Genomic DNA, 19,409 nt, shown 5'->3' with positions numbered 1-19,409 from the left:
CTTCCAATTTTGCTACTGCATATACCAACCCAGATGTCTTAGAAGATCCCAACTCTGAATAAGTTCTATCTCCTATCATGTGCGAAAACCACCTTAAAGCAACTGCAAAAGATAACAACATTGAGAAAACACTCATTACCATAAACTCCCACCAGCGTATTTTATATTCAGATTTCGCCATCATTTTTTATTTTTATCTTAACCCTGCATTACTCTCAACTATAATTTAATCACTAAGCGGTTAATACCGTCAAAAGAAAATCTTCCAGATATTGGCCCAGTAAAAATATCAACAAAACATTTGGTCTCTCTTTCCTTGCCCATAACCTTAATATTGCTTTAAAAACTCATATTCTTCCGCATAACTCTCATTTGGATTGATAGGCAACAGAGAGTTAGGAACCAAAGGGTTATCTATTACTACTTCTACCCCTTTAAGCCAGGCCAGTTTGGTATAACCAATGGCCGGATGCGATATAAACTCATTGACCAGCTCCATGTATTTATTGCGTTGCTTGTGTTTTTTTGGTGTCAACAACTCATTAATTGCTGCTTCACAACCCGGTTTATCCTTTTCGATCAAAGCTCTAAAAAAACGCACATCAGGCTGGATGGCAGTTTGTCCTTTCTTTTGACTTAGTGCATCCAAAATATCCACGTACCCATGATCTAGCCTATCTTTTATAGCCAACTGCATGGCATAAATAATAGATCCTTTTTTGGTGATCTTATCATAACCCGGATGAGCCAAATCCGCATACCGACGTATCAGTCCCCGATGATCACTTAAAAGGGCGTAAGATATGTGTGCCATTCCATATTCTAATATTCGATCATTGTAGTGGTTAATAAGATACTCGTCAAGCCTGCCACAAGTGTAAAAATGTATTTTTGTCTCTGTTAGTGAATCTTCTATAAAGTAGGATTTCAAGGCAAGCCTCTGATGATCATACCAAACAATTCCTGCCCCCCACTTTAAATCTTCATCACTGATTTGCTTAGAAAATGCTTGTAGCCAACCCTCTCGAACCGATTCATTTGATTTAATTGTTTCTATCAACCTTTCGTTTCGTTCCATACATTTTCTAAAATGAGCCTAACTTAAGTATATTAACGACACCATCATCTTTATTTACTACCGTCACATACTTAGAAATTTTAGACCGATTGGATTGCTTAGTAAGCATATCTGCTAATTTATCTCTTTCATTTCTTAAAACTGGATCAGTGATTTTTTTTGCCGAATCCCTAATTCTTGCCGCTACATTTTTAATCCAGTTATCACTCATTTGCTGTGGTAACTGAGTAGAAGTATTAGCTGCATTAACGGACACCCCACCAGAACTTCCCCACTGTTTGGCCTCTCCTATCACTATTTCAATAGGATCATCTACTGTACCCTTTATATACAACCCATCAAAACCATTGTTTGAGCCAGTCTTCCCATCTAATATAGTATACCCTGCATCTTCAAACAAAATATCTTGTATTTCCTCAGTTTTGCTACCTCCCTCTGGTCGTAGCGTCCGCTAAGACCCAAAACTACGAGAGCGTCCGCTCGATTACAGATAACATAGCTCTAATTCACCTTGTTCACCAGCATACTGTCTGGCACTACTCCACACCCAATCTTCTGCTTTAAAAACGAAGCCTGCTTCTAACGGATTGTTGTGTACACCCCCCTGCCGGATCGGGCAGGTACTCCAATCGTTGATCTATCATCTCATTGGTTGACAATTCTATTGGATGATTGTGTTGTTGCCACAACTGAAAATCTCCATTCCTTTTATTTTTCTTTCCCGCTCTTTCGAACATCCACAACAGCCACTCTCTACGACTTTCTGCATATGCCTTATCCTGCAAGATTTCCTTGATCTGTCTAGATGTGAAACTCTTTAAATCTCGAATTACATCTGAGAGCTCTCCTTCAGACACACTAATAATCAAATGAACGTGACTTGTCATGATGCAATAAGCATGTACTTGCAGATGCTTGTTTTCTTGACAATACTTCAGACTTGATAATATGGTTTCTTTGTAATAGTCTCGTATAAATATATTTATCCAGTTTACCACCGTAAACGTCACGCTATGAATCGAAAGCTGATCTCGTATGGCGTATTTTCTACCCATGTGTACAAGATAGTCACATCCTGTAAAACACCAACATCGGGCAGGCGCCCTTCTACATTTTGGGTCTTAGCGGACGCTACGACCAGGGGGAATTGACTTCTAAAAATTTACATCTGCCTTTTTTATCCACCCTGTGACAAGTCTGGTTCCTAAAAATTCAAACCTGAGCCAATCTCCTTTTTCTTCTAATATGGTAGGTACATCACCTGAAATCATAAACATTTTGGTAGGGACTTCAGGAGCAGAGTAAATAACACATTAATCAACTTTCACTTGGGCAGCCTTAGTATCCAGGTATTCTGAGATATAATTACGCTCCCGTTCTTTACCTGCTTCATAGAGGTAGCGAATGGCCTTACTGGGCAGCCTCTCCAGACGGCCATACTCTATCATATGGCGAGCTTGTATGTATAGCCCTTCACTGTCACAACCTTCGTAGTCTGGAGTAAGAAAATAATTTGAAGTAAATACACTATCTGGGCTCATATCACTTTCCAAAAGCTCCACATAGTACGGACCTTCAGGTTTTAAATCAGCATAGTTAACTCTACCTGTATCATTTGGGTCAAAATCCAAAAAACCGGCAAACAACTCCCTCACGCTAGGAGTATAGTTACCAACATTTTCCAAATAACCAATGGAAACTACCTTATAATCCTTTTGAACGGAGAATCCTTTTTGAATTGGTTCATCATAATATACCTTCCAAATTCCCTGCATACAGTTCAAAGGTTTTTCTTGAGCGCTGGCAAAAAATGGTATTAACCACACATTCAATAAAAGAAATGTTTTTTTCATAACTTCATTCTATTTAATAGCTTGATTAATAGCTATTGTCTTATTAATTCGATCAGGCCATCCGTTTGGTTCTCCTCTTCCCGCTCGGTCGCATTTCCGAATGCGACCACATCTTTATGGCATTTACAATGCCTTCATCGTAGCTCCACTTCCATTACCCTGCTAGTGAGAGCTTGTAGCTCGTACCTTCGTCATACCACAGTCAAATATAGTCTATCTCTAGTAGCCCTTTTATTCCAGCACAATCTATCGCACTGCTATTTTCCAAAGTTCTGGTTCACTCACAAAACCACTTTGAACTGGATCAAAATGCAGAGGTGATTTGTGGAATGTACGGCATAAGCTACAAGCTTGCTTCAGCGGGGTTTAGACAAAAAGGTTCAAAGTATAGGATTTGCCGAAAACAGACATTTACAACTGTATTTATACCTTTTATCAACTCCCAGTGTAAAACCCACGTTTTCCCGATCACACTATCAAACTGAACATGAACAAACTGATCGAATCCCTCACCTATAGCTTTGCTCAAAACATGAACGGCACTGACCGGGGCTTGAGACTAGTGGCAGGACTTTCAGAACCTCTTCTTTCACTCACAGGTGTCATTAGTGGTCCATTAGAAACCGTTTTGAATATTGCCGCCATGATCATGGTGGTATCAGGCTTTTCAGGCAAATGTTTCATCTACCATCTGACAGGAAAATGCTCACTGCCCACTCAACCCAAAAAAACTTCGCCATCTAAAGAGCTATGCACAACAAGCTCCTGCTCTTAAAAGAAGGATATAGGCCAGGAACTATCCTGTACAACCGACACTACCTCAAAACCCAGATGAGTCAATATCGACCATCTGGGTTTTCTGTTTTGATCCATACCTGAAAAAAACTATACTTTTTTCCTTAGTTAACCTATGTGAATGTTTCCCGATCTGGGGAAGAGCAGTTTTGTGTCATAATCATTATTCAAACGATCAAACACACAATAACATGTATCACATAGAAAGAACAAACCGACGAACAAAAAGCTCACTAACCCTATTCGCAGGCATCCTTTTGGGTATTGCTACGATATTCTCCGCTTGTGAGGAGGAAGATTTCGAATCCAAAAACATTGCGCTGCAGCAGGTAGTACAGGCCGTAGGAGGCGCTCAGGTCCTGGAGCAGATCACTCACATGGCTTACCAGGCCGAAGGGCAATTTATCGAGCCTCATCAGGAGGGCGAGGAGATCCAGTCTTACGATCATGTGTCTGCCACATTCAAATACAAGGCACTGACCTCCCTCAACCACAGACAGCTGCTCTACGAATGGACGCAGGAGTTTATCTACCCCTTTCCCTACAACGGTACATCGACAGTAATCATCGATGACCAAAACGGTTCCATAGAAGGAGCACATGGCCTGGGCAGTCGATTTTTTGGCTTTGATGCCGCCGCTGCTCTCTACTCTTCTCGTCTGGAGGCTATCCTGAAAACCGAAATCATGTCCAATCCACTAGAGTTGATCAAAGCACTGCAAAATGAACCCAAACAATCATCACTGGACCAGAGCTTCAGCCTGAGTCAGGGAGCAGACTTGCCTGAAATCAAAGTTCATATCGATGAGGAAACTCTGCTGCCAACCCATGCCTCTACTGTAGAAGCAGACTTTTTGTTAGGCAATGTGACTTTTGAGGTTCGATACTCTGATTGGAAAAAGGTCGAGAAGTCTGTCTACTACCCCACACAGCTGGACTACTACCTGGGTGATGACCTGATCAGAACGGAAACCCTGAGCGAAGTAAGTACCAACCCTAGCATAGACTCAGAGACTTTCGTACCTCACGCCGAGGGCAGCTATGACGAGGAGCAAGGCAGATATGGCATCTTATCTTCGCAGTGGTATCATAGAATGTTCTCCTTTGGATTCTCTCAGGATCTCCCAATGGACGAAGTACAAATCTCTGAAGTAGGCGCGAACGTTCATCTGATCTCTGGTGGTGCCGAACTGGCCTATGTCGTGCTGGCAGTGGAGACCGAAAACGGAATCGTACTGATAGAGCCCGCCTTGAACCCACGCAGATCACAGGCAGTAGCAGACAAGATCAAAGCTACTTTTCCCAATCAGGAAATCATAGCAGTAGCGGCTACCCATCACCACATGGATCACTTTGGTGGCTTCTCCTATTTTGCCGAACAAGGGGCCGACCTATACATAGGCGCCAGCGCTATACCATTCATAGAAGAGGTTCTTAGCGCAGATCACAGCTTGATGGGTCTTGATTTGCAAGACATCATGATCCATGGCATCTCACAAGCTTCAAGTATAGAAGGAGCTTTTCAGGCCCTCCCTCTTCAAACGCCACATACAGAGGACATGCTCGTATTCTATTTTGATGCGATCAAAGCGCTATATGTAGGCGACATATTCAATGCGGGTCTCTACTATGGGTACGATTACTACTCTGAAGGTACGCAAGACATCCTCCGCGAAAGAGCCCAATTACTGAGAGACTTCATCGCTGAGCAAGGAATAGAGGTAGAGACGCTCCTAACTGTACATGGTGGCAGTACTAATATCGAGGAACTGCACATGCTGGCTGACCGATAAGGGGTTAAGCATCTATAAATTCTGACAAAGAGGCTGCTGATGGGTAGCCTCTTTTTGTAATTTTGGGGTACACTAGCATGATTTAGACTATGTCCCAATTACTTTTTGATAACCTAAAATCAAAAACGAAAATCACCGAAGAGGAATTCGAACGATTCCAAAAATATCTCAAGACTCGTCGACTCGAAAAAAATGAAACCCTGCTCCGACGTGGCGAAACAGCCAAATACATGGCCTTCGTTCAGGAAGGGGTCATTTGCACCCTATCTATAGATGAAAAAGGTGAAAAGCATGTGATTCAGATCGGATTGCAAAATCATTGGATCACCGATCTGTTCAGTCTATTTGCCGGGGAGCCTAGCTCCTACGACATCATAGCCATAGAAACCAGTGAGGTCATACTGCTCAGTAGAGAGGCATTTGAAGAAGCCTGTTTTGAGATACCCACACTAGAGCGATTCTTTAGACTACTGATTCAAAACGGCTATGTAAGTACGCTCAAAAGGATCTCCAGAATCTACAGTACCAGCGCAGAGCAACGCTATCTAGATCTGGTCACTAATAACAGTGAAATCATTCATCAGATTCCGCAGCATTTGGTAGCCTCCTATCTGGGCATCAAGCCCCAGTCCCTGAGCCGCATCAGAAAACAACTGATGGAAAAGGACTTTTGAAAATTGAACCTGCCTTATGCATTAGCTAAAGCAGGAGTAAATAGTTATTAGGAATTGGTTTTGGTAAAATCGATTGAACTATTCCGAAAAGAAGATGTTCTCAATAACTCTAGTGCATTTTCCGGGTTAAATCAACTCCCTGACATCCAGCATCAATCTTGCTTGTTGGAGTAAGTCAGCTAATTGATTGAATTCCTGACGTGTGAGGTTCAGTTGAATATCAGGATGAGGTGTATTAAGTATGATACGCTCACTTCCATCAGGAAAAAGCATCAAGTGCCGATCCAGTGGTAGCGCCAAATACTGTTTGGTAAATTGGCGAAACTCTCGTAATTCAAACCCAATCATCAGATGATGATAATGAAGCCCTACTCGCTGACAATCTTCACACTGACTTACACAGTATTGAGGCCCTTGAGATAATATTATCGGTTTGCATTTGCTCATATCTAAAATGGAATCAATAGGATACAAACATCGATCGTAAAACCTTGCTAATCAATCGCTATGCCTAGTGAATCGAATCACTATGAGTAGGGATTTGCCAAAATCCATAACAAATGGGGCTTCAATTTTTTACTAGAAAAGCTTCTTCAATCAATGAATCATTTTGTAATTTGTATGCCATTAACAATTAATAAAAATCACATATATGAACCTTAGACTATTACTAATTGCTGCCCTGATGGTATTCGTAGGTAGTGCTAGCGCCCAGAAACTAAAAGTGAAATCTGGAAACGTTAAAGACTTATCTTCATTCAAATCATACAACATGGAGTATACCTACCATGAAGATTTGATGGTAGGGAAAAAAACAGAAGAAGAATATCTGGAAGAAAAGAGAACTGAAAAAAATGCCGATGAGGCTGGAACTGGGGATGCCTGGGTTGCCACCTGGAACGAAAACAAAGAAGGAGGTAAATTCTTCGAAAAGTTCGAAACACTTTTCAACGATCAATTAACCAAAGCAGGAGTGTCTGGAACAAGAGACAACGCTGATGCAGATTGTACTTTGAAAATGGACGTTTATTATTTGGATCCAGGATTCAACGTTGGGGTAATGAGAAGACCCGCATACGTAAGTATGACAGCTACCTTCGTCGCGGATGGACAGGAGATCGCAGTTATCGATCTGGAAATGGCTCCAGGACAAGGCGCAGGAGGCTATGATTTTGACGCTTCTTACAGAATTTCTGAATCATTTGAGAAAACAGGAAAAACACTAGGCGGATACCTAGACAAAAAAGTTTACTGATTTTTTCAGAACCAAAAATCTCAAACCCAGGCTTTAAAAGTCTGGGTTTTTTTATGACTCAGAAAAAACAAAAAATTATAGAAACCTTTGATGTGCAGATCAGTTCTAAAATGATAGATAACAAACCGAGATATGAGAAATTTTGAACTTTATAATCCAACTAATCTGGTCTTTGGAAAAGACCAAATCAAAAAAATATCGAACCTGATACCTGAAGGGAGCAAAGTATTGATGCTCTATGGTGGGGGCAGTATCAAAACCAATGGTGTCTACGAACAGGTAATAGCGGCTCTTTCAAAATTTGAAGTGATCGAGTTTGCAGGTATTGAGGCCAATCCAGAATACAGCACGCTCATCAAGGCACTGGATGTAATCAAAAAAGAAAAGATAGATTTTATGCTGGCTGTAGGGGGTGGCTCGGTAATCGACGGCACCAAGTTCTTATCTTCAGCAGCACTCTATGAAGGCGACAGTCCATGGGACATTCTCGCGAACAGAATCAGAACCACCAAAGGACTTCCCTTCGGCACGGTACTAACGCTGCCTGCCACAGGTAGCGAGATGAACAGTGGCGCGGTAGTCAGTCGCAAGGAAACCAATGAGAAGCTACCAATGGGTGGGCCAGGACTGTTTCCTCAATTTTCCATTTGTGATCCGTCAGTAGTGGCAAGCATCCCGGAACGTCAGTTGGCCAATGGGGTGGCCGATGCTTATACCCATGTACTAGAGCAATACATGACCTACCCCACTGAGGCACATCTGCAGGATCGCATTTCGGAATCCATTCTGCAGACGTTGATCGAAGTGGCTCCCAGGATCATGAAAGATCCGAGCAACTATGACGTAGCTGCCAATTTCATGTGGTGCTGTACCATGGCACTGAATGGTTTGATCCAAAAAGGGGTGCCGACGGATTGGTCAGTTCATATGATCGCTCATGAGATCACCGCCCACTATGGCGTAGACCATGCACGTACATTGGCTATCATTTTGCCTAGTGCCTACGAATATCAGTTTGACAAGAAGAAAGAAAAGCTGGCACAATATGCCGAGCGCGTTTGGAATATCTCTGAAGGAACTGTGGAAGAAAAGGCGAAAAAGGCCATTGAAAAAACCGAGTCATTCTATCAGTCGATGGGAATCCAAACTCGATTGAGTGAGTACACGGACGATTACCAGGGATTTGCCAGCAAAGCCGCCAAGAGTCTGGAGGCGCATGGTATGTCCAAGTTGGGCGAGCATGGTGACATCACACCTGATGTGGTTGAAAAAATCGTAGAGATGGCTTACTAGGAAAAAACTGGTAAAGGCTGTCTCAAAAGTTTCAAAAAAACAGAATTTTGAGACAGCCTCTTTCTTTTATTTTTCGAACACCAAACAAACAGGTTGTGAAAGCTGGATCTGCTGATCTGTAAAATGCAGCATCCCTGTTTTGTCATCACGTTTGAACACGGTGATATTGTCAGACTTTTTATTTGCCACCAACAAAAACTTATTGTCTGGAGACAAGGTGAAGTTTCTAGGCCAGTTTCCAAAAACGGACTCGGTCGCCACCATTTTCAATTTCCCATCTTCCTCAATTGAGAATATCGCAATGCTATTATGTCCACGGTTCGAGCCATAAAGGAATCTACCATCCTTAGACACATGGATATCGGCGCAGTAGCTTTCTCCTTCGTATCCCTCTGGGAGCGTACTTACTTTTTCTATCCTTTCGAAACTACCATCTTCCAAAACTTTAGCAGCTACAATGGTGCTGTTTAGCTCATTGATCACGTAGACAAAAGCTTTGCTAGGATGAAAATCCAAATGACGAGGTCCGTCTGCCGGATCCAATTGTAACGCGACTTTACCTTCTCCCATTCGTCCAGAATCCATCGGATAGTAGATCACCTGATCCGTGCCCAGGTCTACTGCATACAAATATTTGCCATCAGAAGAAAACTGCGAGAAGTGTGCATGTGGACCGGCTTGTCTATCCATATCGCCACCCTGTCCCTCGTGCTGTCGGGCAGTACCTGCCTCCCCAATCGTACCATCAGAATTGACTGGATAGGTAACTACGTTTCCACTCCCATAATTGGCCAAAGCCAGTGACTGATCCTCCGGGCTCAGCGCCACATAGCAAGGATTATCCCCCATGCTCTTTCGATGGCTTAGTTCAATCAGCTTTGATCGATCTTCATTCCATTCAAAAGCATAAACATCTCCATCTCCTACGGCATTGATAGCATAGACTTGTTCTCCATCACTGCTTTGAGCTAAATAAGATGGGTCAGTAGTTTCTACCAAAAGAGAGGTGTCAGAAAGCGCCCCTGTTTCAGGGTTGAACTTTACGCGATAGATTCCTTTGCTGTCTTTGCTGGTATAGGTCCCGACTATAATATTGACTAATTCCGTTGTTTCTACAGGTTGAGTGTTGGACATATCTTTCTTAGGGCTACTACAGGCGATCGCTACGACCAAGAGCAGCACAGGTATAATTTGAGTTTTCATTGGTTATCTATTTTGCCTACTAAGCTAAATAATCTTTCAAGAAGAAATGTCGGCTTTAGCTCAATGGATGTAGTTCGTAGACCAACTACCCCAGACTTCAAATTTTCATCATAATCGAACTCTAGTTTTACTTTTCCAAAAACTTCAAAAAAATATTCTTATGAGCGCAAGTTTGAGAATGAGTTATCATCTAAAGGGAAAAGAAAATATCATGAATAAACGAATCCTACTTTTTATCGCCTTTTTCGGCCTGGCCTTCCTCTCCATGGCACAACCCAGAATGAGTATGAAGGACCGAGTGATGAGGGAAAAACAAAATCTGTATGGCAAAATCGACAATCTATCAGAAGATCAAACCATGATCATCGATGGCATCTATGACGAATATGCTGTTTCGATGGAAGAAACCTTTGAAGAAATCCGAAAAACCAGAAACTGGGACGAAATGCGTACAAAAATGGAAGCATTGAATCTCGAAAAAGATGGCCTCATGTACGATATACTCAACAAAGAGCAGTATGCCATCTATGCTGAAATGACAGAAGCTCAGCGCAAAGAAATGGAAGAGAGAAGAAAACAAAGTCCCGCACCCAATCAATAATAATCGATCGTGAAAAAACTAATATTTATTGCCCTATTCATCCTACCGCACCTTTATTCTTTCGCTCAAGATGAAGCGGGAGTCAACGTATATGGACGTCTGGTAGACAGCTCCGATGGTTCGGTGTTGGTGGGGGCTACCGTTCAACTTTACAACCTTAAGGATTCCAGTCAATCCAAATATGTCATCGCAGATGTGGATGGTATTTTCCTGTTCCAAAAAGTGAACCGGGCTTTTTACAAATTGATTGTTCGGAGCATGGGCTACAAGCCCTATAGTCGCGTGATCCGTGTGATGGAAACCGAAATGAACCTGGGCAATGTACTGATCGACCCAGACTCAAAAATGCTGGATGAAATAAAGGTCGAAGCGGCCGTAGTAGCCATGGAGCAAAAAGGCGACACCACCCAGTACAATGCAGAAGCCTACAAAGTAAATCCTGATGCCAGCACATTGGATCTCGTGAGCAAGATGCCGGGTATAGTGATTGAAAATGGAGGAGTCACTGCCAATGGTGAAACTGTAGGACAGGTATTGCTTGACGGAAAAAGATTCTTTGGACAGGATCCCTTGCTTTCCCTCAATACTCTACCAGCTGATGTGGTAAAACGCGTGGAGGTTTTTGATCAAAAAAGTGAGCGCTCGCAGTTTACCGGTGTAGATGATGGCAACACGACCAAGACACTTAATGTGGTCACCAAGGAAGATCGAAGAAATGGTCAATTTGGGAAAGTATATGCCGGCTATGGCACAGACGAACGCTACAAAGCTGGTGCGAACCTGAATACCTTCAATGGAGATCGTAGAGTTACCGTCATAGGCATGACCAACAACATCAACCAGCAAAACTTCAGCGACGAAGATCTGGCAGAAGTAAGTGGCGGCCGTGGAGGTTTCAGACGCGGCGGAGGCAACCTTCTGGTAGGCGCTCAAAGTGGCATCACTCAAACCAATGCTATTGGTGTCAACTTTACGGATAATCTCGGAGACAAAGTAGACTTGGAAGGGAGCTATTTTTTCAATCAAAGCAATAACAGTAGAGATCAGACGACCAATCGAGAGATCTTCCGTGGAGACAGCCTGCAGTTCTACAACGAGCAACAGAATCAGGATACCGAAAACCTGAATCATCGCTTGAATGCACGACTGACTTATAACATTAACGACAACAATCAGATTCGTTTCAGACCCAGCATCAGTTATCAGGACAACCAAAGTCTGAATTATACGGTAGGTCTGACCCAGGATGAGGCTGGGAACAGAGTCAACCAAACAGAAAACAACTTCAAGAGTTCGAATCAATCCTACAATGTGGACAATTATTTGAGCTACATGCACAAATTTAAAAAGATCGGACGCAGTGCCTCAGTGGAACTAAGAACGAACTATCGAAACACAGATCGCGAAAACTACTATGAAGATGTAGCGCTCGACTCGATCACTCAATACCTGACTGACGAATCTGATTATACACTGAGTGCCGAACTCAGCTATGCTGAACCTGTGGGCAATACAAGTCAATTAGGCGTCTCATACGAAATCAGCTATCGCAACAGAGCATCTGACAAAAACAGTTATATAGTAGATCCAGAATCGGGAAACAAAACTTACAGCACGCTGCTATCCAATGAATTTACCAGTGGCTACACGGTGCACAAACCCGAGATCAATTTTAGTAATTCATCCTTCGGTAAGTTCTACCGGTTTGGTTTGGCTTACCAATACGCCGAGCTGAATAACCAGCAATATCAGCCTGAGACAGGCCAGTATCACAATGGTTTTTCTGCCCTTCTGCCATTTGCTATGGGTAGAGTCGAATTGGGCGACAAGGCGGATATGTTTATGATGTACAGAAGTAGCACCAGTGCCCCATCCATCAACCAGCTGCAAAATGTAATTGATAACAGTAACCCGCTCTTCATTTCTATGGGTAATCCAGAATTGGATCAGAGTTATTCGCATATGGCAATGGTGAGATTTAATCGTCCCAACCCGGACAACAACACGTCCATTTCCAATTTCACACGGGTACAGATGACTCACAATTTCATCACCAATTCGACTCGATATGCTGAAAAGGATTCTGTGTATACCAGCGGTGTAGTCGTTCAAAAAGGTGCACAAATCTCACAACCAATCAATTTGGATGGGTTTTGGACTGTAAATAACAACACCACGCACAGTATAATGATAGAAAAGCTGAAGTCAAATTTGAACACTTCTATTGGCTTCAACTACACAAGACTTCCGGGGCAAATAGAAGGCAAAAGCAACATCGCCCACCAGTATAATGGAAACTTCAAGCTGGGTGTAACCAGTAACATTAGTGAAAACTTTGACTTTAACATTTACTATCAAGTAGATGCTAATAGGGTTTACAACACCAGCAATGAAGATGCAAACACCTCCTACATGACACAAACTACAGGAGGTAAACTCAACTTGATTTTTGCTGGTGGCTTTGTGTTCAGAAATGACATCTACTACCAAAAGTACAATGGCTTGAGTGAAGCATCGGATAGTGAATATGTGCTTTGGAACATGAGTGTGGCTCGCAAATTCTTGAAAAATGATGCCATGGAAATAGAGCTATCGGTATTTGATTTGCTTGGACAAAACCAGAGTTTCTCACAAAACGTAACTTCCGCCTATGTTCAGGAAACGCGTACAGAAGTGCTCCAGCAATACTTTATGCTAACTGCAAGTTATCAACTCCGAAGGTTCAAGACTGACAAGAACTAATTGGCTTTGCGCTAGTCCTTCTTTATATTCGGTCTTGAATTAGATATTGAAGACCGAATATGAGAAAGATTATTACACTGTTATTTTTGATCACAGCGATTTCGACCTACACTTTCGCTCAAAAGTCGTTGATGGATTATTCCCTGTCAGAATTGGATCAGGCGAAAAAAGAGGCCGCCATGAACGAGGACTATGCCGGAGCGGCTAAATTCAAAAAAGCTTATGAATTAAGAACTGAACTGGATCGAGCCGTTCAAAATGAAGAGTATGGAAAGGCTGCAGATCTAAAAAATCAAATCTTATCACTTGAGGGAAAAGGAAACTCAAGCAGTACATCCAGACCTACACAGCAAAGCAGACCAAGCTATAGCAGCAGCTCCAGTAGCAGTGGCAACTACCCGACCATAGACTTTATCAACACTGTCATGATCTGGGACAAAAACTCTAATACAGTCAGAAACCTTGAATATGGCACTCCTGAAATGGTGACCAAGGCAGGAGGGTTTGCCTTCTATGCCTCTGCGACGAGTTTCTACAAGTTGAACGGACCTAAATCGAACGTGACGGTAAAAGAAGGAGATTCTTTCATCATCAAAGTGACGCCTGGCATGAACCCAAGAGAGTTGTTCAAGCTGGTCAACTTTGATCTTATCGGGGATGATTACAAGGAAAGGTACCTGCCAGCCTATACCTCTTCTACTGCTGCAGCACCCTTTAGTGCTACTTCCAACACCTCTCAAAATACCAAAAACTACAGAAACATAGAGTACAAAAAACTGAGTGATGAGTACTACGAAATCATCATAAAGGATGTTTTATTGGCTGGAGAGTATGCCTTTTATGGTCTGAACAAAATGTATGCCTTCAGTACGCCACAGATGTTTACCAACAGTGGGGCCGAACTTCCAAAGACTTCTTATTCCTTAGGTAGTATTTACACCGAACCAGTAATCGCCTGGTATGGCGTTGACTATAGTCTGTTTAGATATATCAACCCCAGCCTTATGGGTCAAGAGCTAAGCTCATTTCGGCTGATCTCATCATGGAAAGCACAATTTGATAAGGATCTAAACCTGGGAAGATTCGAGGCATGGCTAAGAAAGACACAACTGAATGTAGAAGATGAACTAGTCAAAGACTACTACAAGGCCATCCTGGAAAGCGAAAGCTGGATTGTGAGCAATGAACAGCGATTGGATGTGGAAAGAATCCAGAAGCACATAGAACTTTACCCTCCCGAAGGAAGTGGGTTGGGGCTCACTTATATTGTAGAAAATATCAATCAGCAAACCGAACGTATGAGTGGCTACTTTGTATGGTTCGATGTTGAAACGAAGGCCATCATTCATACCCAGGCAATCGAAGGCCGGGGTGGAGACACTGACAGCTGGGGGAAATACTATGAAGAAATCTTCACCCGATATATAGACTACCACTATAAATTGGAATGGAGAAAGTATCAATAATCTAAAGAAACGGGACGAGTGTCATAAAAAAACCTGTCAGAAAAAGCCAATGAGTTTCATTGGCTTTTTCTTTTGATTATTTTCATGTCAGACTTAACAAATGAAACATCCGACATGAATCCAAAATTTTCAAGCCTCCTCTTGATTGTGAGTCTTTTGGTCTCGCATATGGCCATTTCACAAGACACTCCCAATGATGATCTTCATATTACTGGCTTTATCGACACCTACTACAGTTATGATTTTTCCCAACCCAATACCAGCATTCGTCAGCCGTTTCTATTCAACCACAACCGACACAACGAATTCAATATCAACCTGGCTCTGATCCGCCTTGATTACGAAAAGCAGCGCTATCATGCTAGAATTGCACTACAGGCTGGAACCTATGCCCAAGACAACTATGCTGCCGAAGAAAACATGCTTCAGCGTCTCAATGAAGCCTATGTCGGACTTTCTTTGAATCGTGCTAATACGCTCTGGCTGGATGCGGGAGTGTTTTCCTCCCATCTCGGATTTGCCAGCGCGCTATCCATTGAAAATTTTACGCTGACCCGACCCCTGGTAGCCGAGAGCTCCCCCTATTTTCTCTCAGGAGCCAAGCTGAGCTATAGCCCCAATGACAGGTGGTTTCTCATGGCTGTAGCTACCAATGGTTGGCAAAGAATACAAAGGGTGCCTGGCAATAGTTTGATCTCAATGGGAACACAAGTTCAGTTTCTACCTAATGAGAACGTACTATTAAACTGGAGCACATTCATAGGCACCGAAGACCCCGATGAGACACGCAGAATGCGCTACTTCAACAATCTATACGCCACCTTTTCTTTATCAGAAAAACTGGACCTGATCACAGGGTTTGATTTTGGATGGCAGCAAACGGCCAAAAACAGCGACACTTATGACATGTGGTATGGACCTGTAGTCGTAGCGCATATGCAGTGGAATCAGCGATGGGCCACTGGCCTACGGGTGGAATACTTTGATGACGAAAATGAAATTGTAACTAGCTCGTCAGGGCCTGCAGGTTTTAAAACTACGGGTGTTTCACTCAATATGGACTACCAACCTGATAATAGAATCATGTGCAGAATCGAAGGGCGATATTTTCATAGTCCAGACGACCTATTTGATGACATTTCATCTTTGTCCAATCAAAACTTCTTCATGACCGCTTCAATCGCCATCCTATTTGACAAATCCTGGTAAACACTACATATTTCGACGATACTGCCCGCCTACTTTGTAGAGTGCTTCCGTGATCTGCCCCAAAGAGCAGGACTTTACAGTTTCCATCAGAGACTCGAAGATGTTGCCATTCTGAATGGCCACTTGCTGCAGTTCTTCCAGAGCCTTTTCCGAATTGTTACTATTAGCTTTATGCAGGTTCTGAAGCATTTCGATCTGGTATTCCTTCTCTTCTTTCGTTGCACGAATCACCTCACCGGGTGTCACGGTCGGAGAACCCTGTGATGAAAGGAAGGTGTTTACTCCTATGATAGGATACTCTCCCGAATGTTTCAAATGTTCGTAGTGTAGACTCTCTTCCTGAATTTTGCTGCGCTGGTACATGGTCTCCATGGCACCCAATACACCGCCTCGGTCTGTGATTCGATCAAACTCCGCCAGCACAGCCTCCTCTACCAAATCTGTCAACTCCTCGATGATGAACGACCCCTGCAGCGGGTTCTCGTTCTTGGCCAACCCCAACTCCTTGTTGATGATCAGTTGGATGGCCATCGCCCGTCTAACGGAAGCCTCTGTCGGCGTGGTAATGGCCTCATCGTAGGCATTGGTATGAAGCGAATTACAATTGTCGTAGATCGCATATAGTGCCTGAAGAGTCGTCCTGATGTCGTTGAAATCGATCTCCTGTGCATGCAAGGAGCGACCGCTCGTCTGTATATGATACTTCAACTTCTGAGAACGCTCATCTGCATTGTACTTCAGTTTCATGGCCTTGGCCCAGATTCTACGTGCCACTCTACCAATCACCGCATATTCTGGATCGATACCATTGGAAAAGAAAAAAGACAGATTAGGCGCAAAATCATTGACATCCATGCCTCTGGACACATAGTACTCCACGAAGGTAAAACCATTCGATAGCGTCAGTGCCAACTGAGTGATCGGATTAGCTCCTGCTTCGGCGATATGATACCCGGAGATAGAAACGGAATAAAAATTCTTTACGGCTTGATCTATGAAATACTGCTGTACGTCCCCCATTACTCGGAGAGAAAATTCTGTAGAAAAGATACAAGTATTCTGTGCCTGATCCTCCTTCAAAATATCGGCTTGCACGGTACCTCTTACTTTGGATAAAGTATCCTTTTTGATCTGCTGATAAATCTCCATAGGAAGCACCTGATTTCCGGTTACTCCCAATAGCATCAAGCCCAATCCATTGTTTCCTTCAGGTAGCTCTCCCTGGTATTGGGGTCTAATTTTGTCCTGATATAGGGCATTGATTTTTTGCTCTACCTCATCCTCCAGTCCATTTTCTTTGATGTACTTTTCGCACTGCTGATCTATTGCCGCATTCATAAAGAAAGCACAGATAGTAGCAGCAGGGCCATTGATGGTCATCGACACAGATGTCGTCGGGGCAGTCAGATCAAAACCAGAGTACAACTTCTTCGCATCATCCAGACAACAAATGTTCACCCCTGAGTTGCCAATTTTACCATAGATATCAGGACGAAAATCCGGATCTGCTCCATAAAGTGTCACAGAATCAAAAGCAGTCGATAGTCTAGCGGCTGGCAAACCCATCGATACATAATGAAAACGCCTGTTGGTTCTCTCTGGACCTCCCTCTCCAGCAAACATACGTGTAGGATCTTCTCCCTGACGCTTGAAAGGAAATACCCCAGCAGTATATGGAAATTCTCCCGGCACATTCTCCTGTAGAGACCATTTGAGTATATCCCCCCAGGCCTCATACCTCGGGAGCGATACTTTTGGTATTTTGGTCTTGGATAGAGAAAGGGTCTTCGTTTGTACTTTGATGTCCTTCCCTCTTACTTGATATATAAACTCGTCCGATTCGTAGTTGGCCTTTTTCGCATTCCATTCCTCCAGGAGTTTCTTGTTTCTAGGATCTAAATCAAGGCTTAACTTTTCGTAAAGTTCATCCAGATTCTCAATCAAAGACTGATCACTCGCTAGCTGGATGGTATTGTGCACACTGTAAAGATTCTGTGCAATTTCCTTTTGGCGATCCACCCACTGATCGTAATCACGAATGCCTTCCGAAATTTCGGACAAGTAACGAACGCGCTTAGGTGGTATGATATAGATTTTTTCAGATTGCTCTTCAGTCAATTGAATTTTGGGGCTGAAGTCAGCGGTCGATATTTTATCGATCGACTTCATGATCTGAGCATAGAGCTGATTCATCCCCGGATCATTGAACTGAGACGCTATAGTCCCAAAAACGGGCAGTTCCTCTTCTTTGGCATCCCAAAGCTGGTGATTGCGTTGGTATTGTTTCTTCACATCCCTCAGTGCATCCAGAGCCCCCCTCTTATCGAATTTATTCAGCGCAATAATGTCAGCAAAATCCAGCATATCGATTTTTTCCAGCTGGGTAGCGGCTCCATATTCTGGAGTCATGACATAAAGCGAAAGATCAGAGTGATCCGTAATCTCAGTGTCCGACTGACCAATTCCACTTGTCTCCAAAATGACCAAATCATATCCCGCCGCTTTCACAATGTCTACTGCTTCTTTGACATGCTTCGAAAGGGCCAGATTGGACTGTCTGGTAGCGAGAGATCTCATGTAGACCCTTGGATGGTCGATGGCATTCATACGGATGCGATCACCGAGTAGTGCTCCACCCGTTTTTCTCTTTGATGGATCCACCGAAATAATTGCTATGCGCTTATCCTCAAAATCCATCAAAAATCTGCGGACGAGTTCATCTACTAACGATGACTTTCCGGCCCCTCCAGTTCCAGTTATGCCGAGTACTGGTGATTTTACTTCTTTCCCTTTGGATAGTACACCGTCTAAAATTTCTCTATTCGTGTCAGCAAAATTTTCTGCAGCAGTGATCAAACGACTAATGGCCAAAGGCTCAACTGCTGACAATTCATTGGCTTCACCATTTAGACTTTGACCAATTGGGAAATCACAGGCCTCAATCATATCGTTGATCATCCCCTGCAATCCCATTTCACGTCCATCGTCGGGGCTGTAGATTCGTGATATGCCGTAATCATGGAGCTCCTTTATCTCTTCAGGTAGAATGGTTCCGCCTCCGCCTCCAAAAATTTTTATTTCTGGACGACCCTTTTCTCTGAGCAAATCATACATATACTTGAAATACTCCACATGTCCACCTTGGTAAGAAGTAATCGCAATGGCCTGCACATCCTCCTGTATGGCACAATTGACAATCTCATCCACGGAGCGATTGTGACCCAAATGAATGACCTCCACACCTGTGGCCTGAATAATGCGACGCATAATATTGATGGCCGCATCATGCCCATCAAAGAGGGAAGCAGCAGTAACTATTCGTATCGCATTTTGGGGAGAATATACCTGGATTGTCGGTGTGTTCATATCGCTCTAATAATTTCGCCAAAAGTAGAAAAAATAACTTTTTCGCTGATTCAAATTACGAGTTCCTCCCCAAAAAAAGCA

General features: G+C 43.1%; 16 protein-coding genes. 9 read left to right on the top strand and 7 right to left on the bottom strand.

Annotated features, from left to right (window positions below; translation table 11 throughout):
- Positions 1-328: 328 nt before the first annotated feature.
- From N7U62_RS18335 to N7U62_RS18320, 4 genes are all read right to left on the bottom strand, one after another.
- On the bottom strand, positions 329-1,078 hold the full coding sequence (locus N7U62_RS18335; RefSeq protein WP_264139538.1) for an immunity 49 family protein: 750 nt from the start codon (positions 1,076-1,078) through the stop codon (positions 329-331).
- Between the two features lie 7 nt (positions 1,079-1,085).
- Positions 1,086-1,478 (bottom strand): hypothetical protein, encoded by a 393-nt coding sequence (locus N7U62_RS18330; protein WP_264139537.1) that lies wholly within the window; start codon positions 1,476-1,478, stop codon positions 1,086-1,088.
- 160 nt (positions 1,479-1,638) lie between these two features.
- Positions 1,639-2,133, bottom strand: coding sequence for a transposase (locus tag N7U62_RS18325; protein WP_264139536.1), 495 nt, complete (start codon positions 2,131-2,133; stop codon positions 1,639-1,641).
- A 258-nt stretch (positions 2,134-2,391) separates the two neighbouring features.
- Positions 2,392-2,931 (bottom strand): hypothetical protein, encoded by a 540-nt coding sequence (locus tag N7U62_RS18320; protein WP_264139535.1) that lies wholly within the window; start codon positions 2,929-2,931, stop codon positions 2,392-2,394.
- Between the two features lie 487 nt (positions 2,932-3,418).
- Between N7U62_RS18320 and N7U62_RS18315 the strand changes: the two genes are divergently transcribed.
- From N7U62_RS18315 to N7U62_RS18305, 3 genes are all read left to right on the top strand, one after another.
- Positions 3,419-3,706 carry a YgaP family membrane protein gene (locus tag N7U62_RS18315; RefSeq protein ID WP_264139534.1) on the top strand — a complete coding sequence of 96 codons (288 nt, stop codon included), beginning with the start codon at positions 3,419-3,421 and terminating at the stop codon, positions 3,704-3,706.
- 211 nt (positions 3,707-3,917) lie between these two features.
- Positions 3,918-5,519, top strand: coding sequence for an MBL fold metallo-hydrolase (locus N7U62_RS18310; RefSeq protein WP_264139533.1), 1,602 nt, complete (start codon positions 3,918-3,920; stop codon positions 5,517-5,519).
- An 89-nt stretch (positions 5,520-5,608) separates the two neighbouring features.
- Entirely contained in the window at positions 5,609-6,193 is a 585-nt protein-coding gene (locus tag N7U62_RS18305; RefSeq protein WP_264139532.1) for a Crp/Fnr family transcriptional regulator, read from the top strand.
- 126 nt (positions 6,194-6,319) lie between these two features.
- Here N7U62_RS18305 and N7U62_RS18300 read toward each other — a convergent pair whose 3' ends face one another.
- Positions 6,320-6,640: a DUF6686 family protein gene (locus N7U62_RS18300; RefSeq protein WP_264139531.1), complete on the bottom strand. Its 321-nt coding sequence runs from the start codon at positions 6,638-6,640 to the stop codon at positions 6,320-6,322.
- Positions 6,641-6,845: 205 nt separating this feature from the next.
- On the opposite strand from N7U62_RS18300, the gene N7U62_RS18295 reads away from it, so the two are divergent.
- Complete coding sequence (locus tag N7U62_RS18295) at positions 6,846-7,448, top strand: hypothetical protein (RefSeq protein WP_264139529.1); 603 nt, start codon at positions 6,846-6,848, stop codon at positions 7,446-7,448.
- A gap of 132 nt (positions 7,449-7,580) precedes the next feature.
- Positions 7,581-8,741, top strand: a complete 1,161-nt coding sequence (locus tag N7U62_RS18290; protein ID WP_264139527.1) for an iron-containing alcohol dehydrogenase — start codon at positions 7,581-7,583, stop codon at positions 8,739-8,741.
- A 66-nt stretch (positions 8,742-8,807) separates the two neighbouring features.
- Here the strand turns inward: N7U62_RS18290 and N7U62_RS18285 are convergent, their stop codons facing one another.
- The gene (locus N7U62_RS18285) at positions 8,808-9,944 is read right to left on the bottom strand and encodes a lactonase family protein (RefSeq protein ID WP_264139526.1); all 1,137 of its coding nucleotides are present in this window, start codon (positions 9,942-9,944) and stop codon (positions 8,808-8,810) included.
- Between the two features lie 160 nt (positions 9,945-10,104).
- On the opposite strand from N7U62_RS18285, the gene N7U62_RS18280 reads away from it, so the two are divergent.
- The 4 genes from N7U62_RS18280 (at position 10,105) to N7U62_RS18265 (ending at position 15,962) form a co-directional block, all read left to right on the top strand.
- Positions 10,105-10,545, top strand: coding sequence for a hypothetical protein (locus N7U62_RS18280; RefSeq protein WP_264139524.1), 441 nt, complete (start codon positions 10,105-10,107; stop codon positions 10,543-10,545).
- A 9-nt stretch (positions 10,546-10,554) separates the two neighbouring features.
- A complete protein-coding gene (locus N7U62_RS18275; protein WP_264139523.1) occupies positions 10,555-13,287 on the top strand; it encodes an outer membrane beta-barrel protein in 2,733 nt (910 codons plus the stop codon).
- Positions 13,288-13,346: 59 nt separating this feature from the next.
- Positions 13,347-14,753: a UvrB/UvrC motif-containing protein gene (locus N7U62_RS18270; protein ID WP_264139522.1), complete on the top strand. Its 1,407-nt coding sequence runs from the start codon at positions 13,347-13,349 to the stop codon at positions 14,751-14,753.
- A gap of 114 nt (positions 14,754-14,867) precedes the next feature.
- Positions 14,868-15,962, top strand: coding sequence for a porin (locus N7U62_RS18265; RefSeq protein WP_264139521.1), 1,095 nt, complete (start codon positions 14,868-14,870; stop codon positions 15,960-15,962).
- Between the two features lie 3 nt (positions 15,963-15,965).
- On the opposite strand, the gene N7U62_RS18260 is transcribed toward N7U62_RS18265, so the two are convergent.
- Entirely contained in the window at positions 15,966-19,328 is a 3,363-nt protein-coding gene (locus N7U62_RS18260) for a methylmalonyl-CoA mutase family protein (RefSeq protein ID WP_264139520.1), read from the bottom strand.
- Positions 19,329-19,409 lie beyond the last annotated feature (81 nt).

The organism is Reichenbachiella ulvae, assembly GCF_025833875.1.
In the GTDB taxonomy this organism is placed as follows: Bacteria; Bacteroidota; Bacteroidia; order Cytophagales; family Cyclobacteriaceae; genus Reichenbachiella; species Reichenbachiella ulvae.
Note: the sequence above shows the minus strand (reverse complement) of the source record. Positions and strands in the feature narration are given on the sequence as shown.

What these genes read in the sequence shown, in the direction of transcription:
- N7U62_RS18335 (WP_264139538.1), bottom strand. Translation starts at nt 1,078, where the DNA reads ATGGAACGAAACGAAAGGTTGATAGAAACAATTAAATCAAATGAATCG.
- N7U62_RS18325 (WP_264139536.1), bottom strand. Translation starts at nt 2,133, where the DNA reads ATGGGTAGAAAATACGCCATACGAGATCAGCTTTCGATTCATAGCGTG.
- N7U62_RS18310 (WP_264139533.1), top strand. Translation starts at nt 3,918, where the DNA reads ATGTATCACATAGAAAGAACAAACCGACGAACAAAAAGCTCACTAACC.
- N7U62_RS18265 (WP_264139521.1), top strand. Translation starts at nt 14,868, where the DNA reads ATGAATCCAAAATTTTCAAGCCTCCTCTTGATTGTGAGTCTTTTGGTC.
- N7U62_RS18270 (WP_264139522.1), top strand. Translation starts at nt 13,347, where the DNA reads ATGAGAAAGATTATTACACTGTTATTTTTGATCACAGCGATTTCGACC.
- N7U62_RS18300 (WP_264139531.1), bottom strand. Translation starts at nt 6,640, where the DNA reads ATGAGCAAATGCAAACCGATAATATTATCTCAAGGGCCTCAATACTGT.
- N7U62_RS18280 (WP_264139524.1), top strand. Translation starts at nt 10,105, where the DNA reads ATGAGCGCAAGTTTGAGAATGAGTTATCATCTAAAGGGAAAAGAAAAT.
- N7U62_RS18305 (WP_264139532.1), top strand. Translation starts at nt 5,609, where the DNA reads ATGTCCCAATTACTTTTTGATAACCTAAAATCAAAAACGAAAATCACC.
- N7U62_RS18260 (WP_264139520.1), bottom strand. Translation starts at nt 19,328, where the DNA reads ATGAACACACCGACAATCCAGGTATATTCTCCCCAAAATGCGATACGA.
- N7U62_RS18320 (WP_264139535.1), bottom strand. Translation starts at nt 2,931, where the DNA reads ATGAAAAAAACATTTCTTTTATTGAATGTGTGGTTAATACCATTTTTT.
- N7U62_RS18290 (WP_264139527.1), top strand. Translation starts at nt 7,581, where the DNA reads ATGAGAAATTTTGAACTTTATAATCCAACTAATCTGGTCTTTGGAAAA.
- N7U62_RS18285 (WP_264139526.1), bottom strand. Translation starts at nt 9,944, where the DNA reads ATGAAAACTCAAATTATACCTGTGCTGCTCTTGGTCGTAGCGATCGCC.
- N7U62_RS18315 (WP_264139534.1), top strand. Translation starts at nt 3,419, where the DNA reads ATGAACAAACTGATCGAATCCCTCACCTATAGCTTTGCTCAAAACATG.
- N7U62_RS18295 (WP_264139529.1), top strand. Translation starts at nt 6,846, where the DNA reads ATGAACCTTAGACTATTACTAATTGCTGCCCTGATGGTATTCGTAGGT.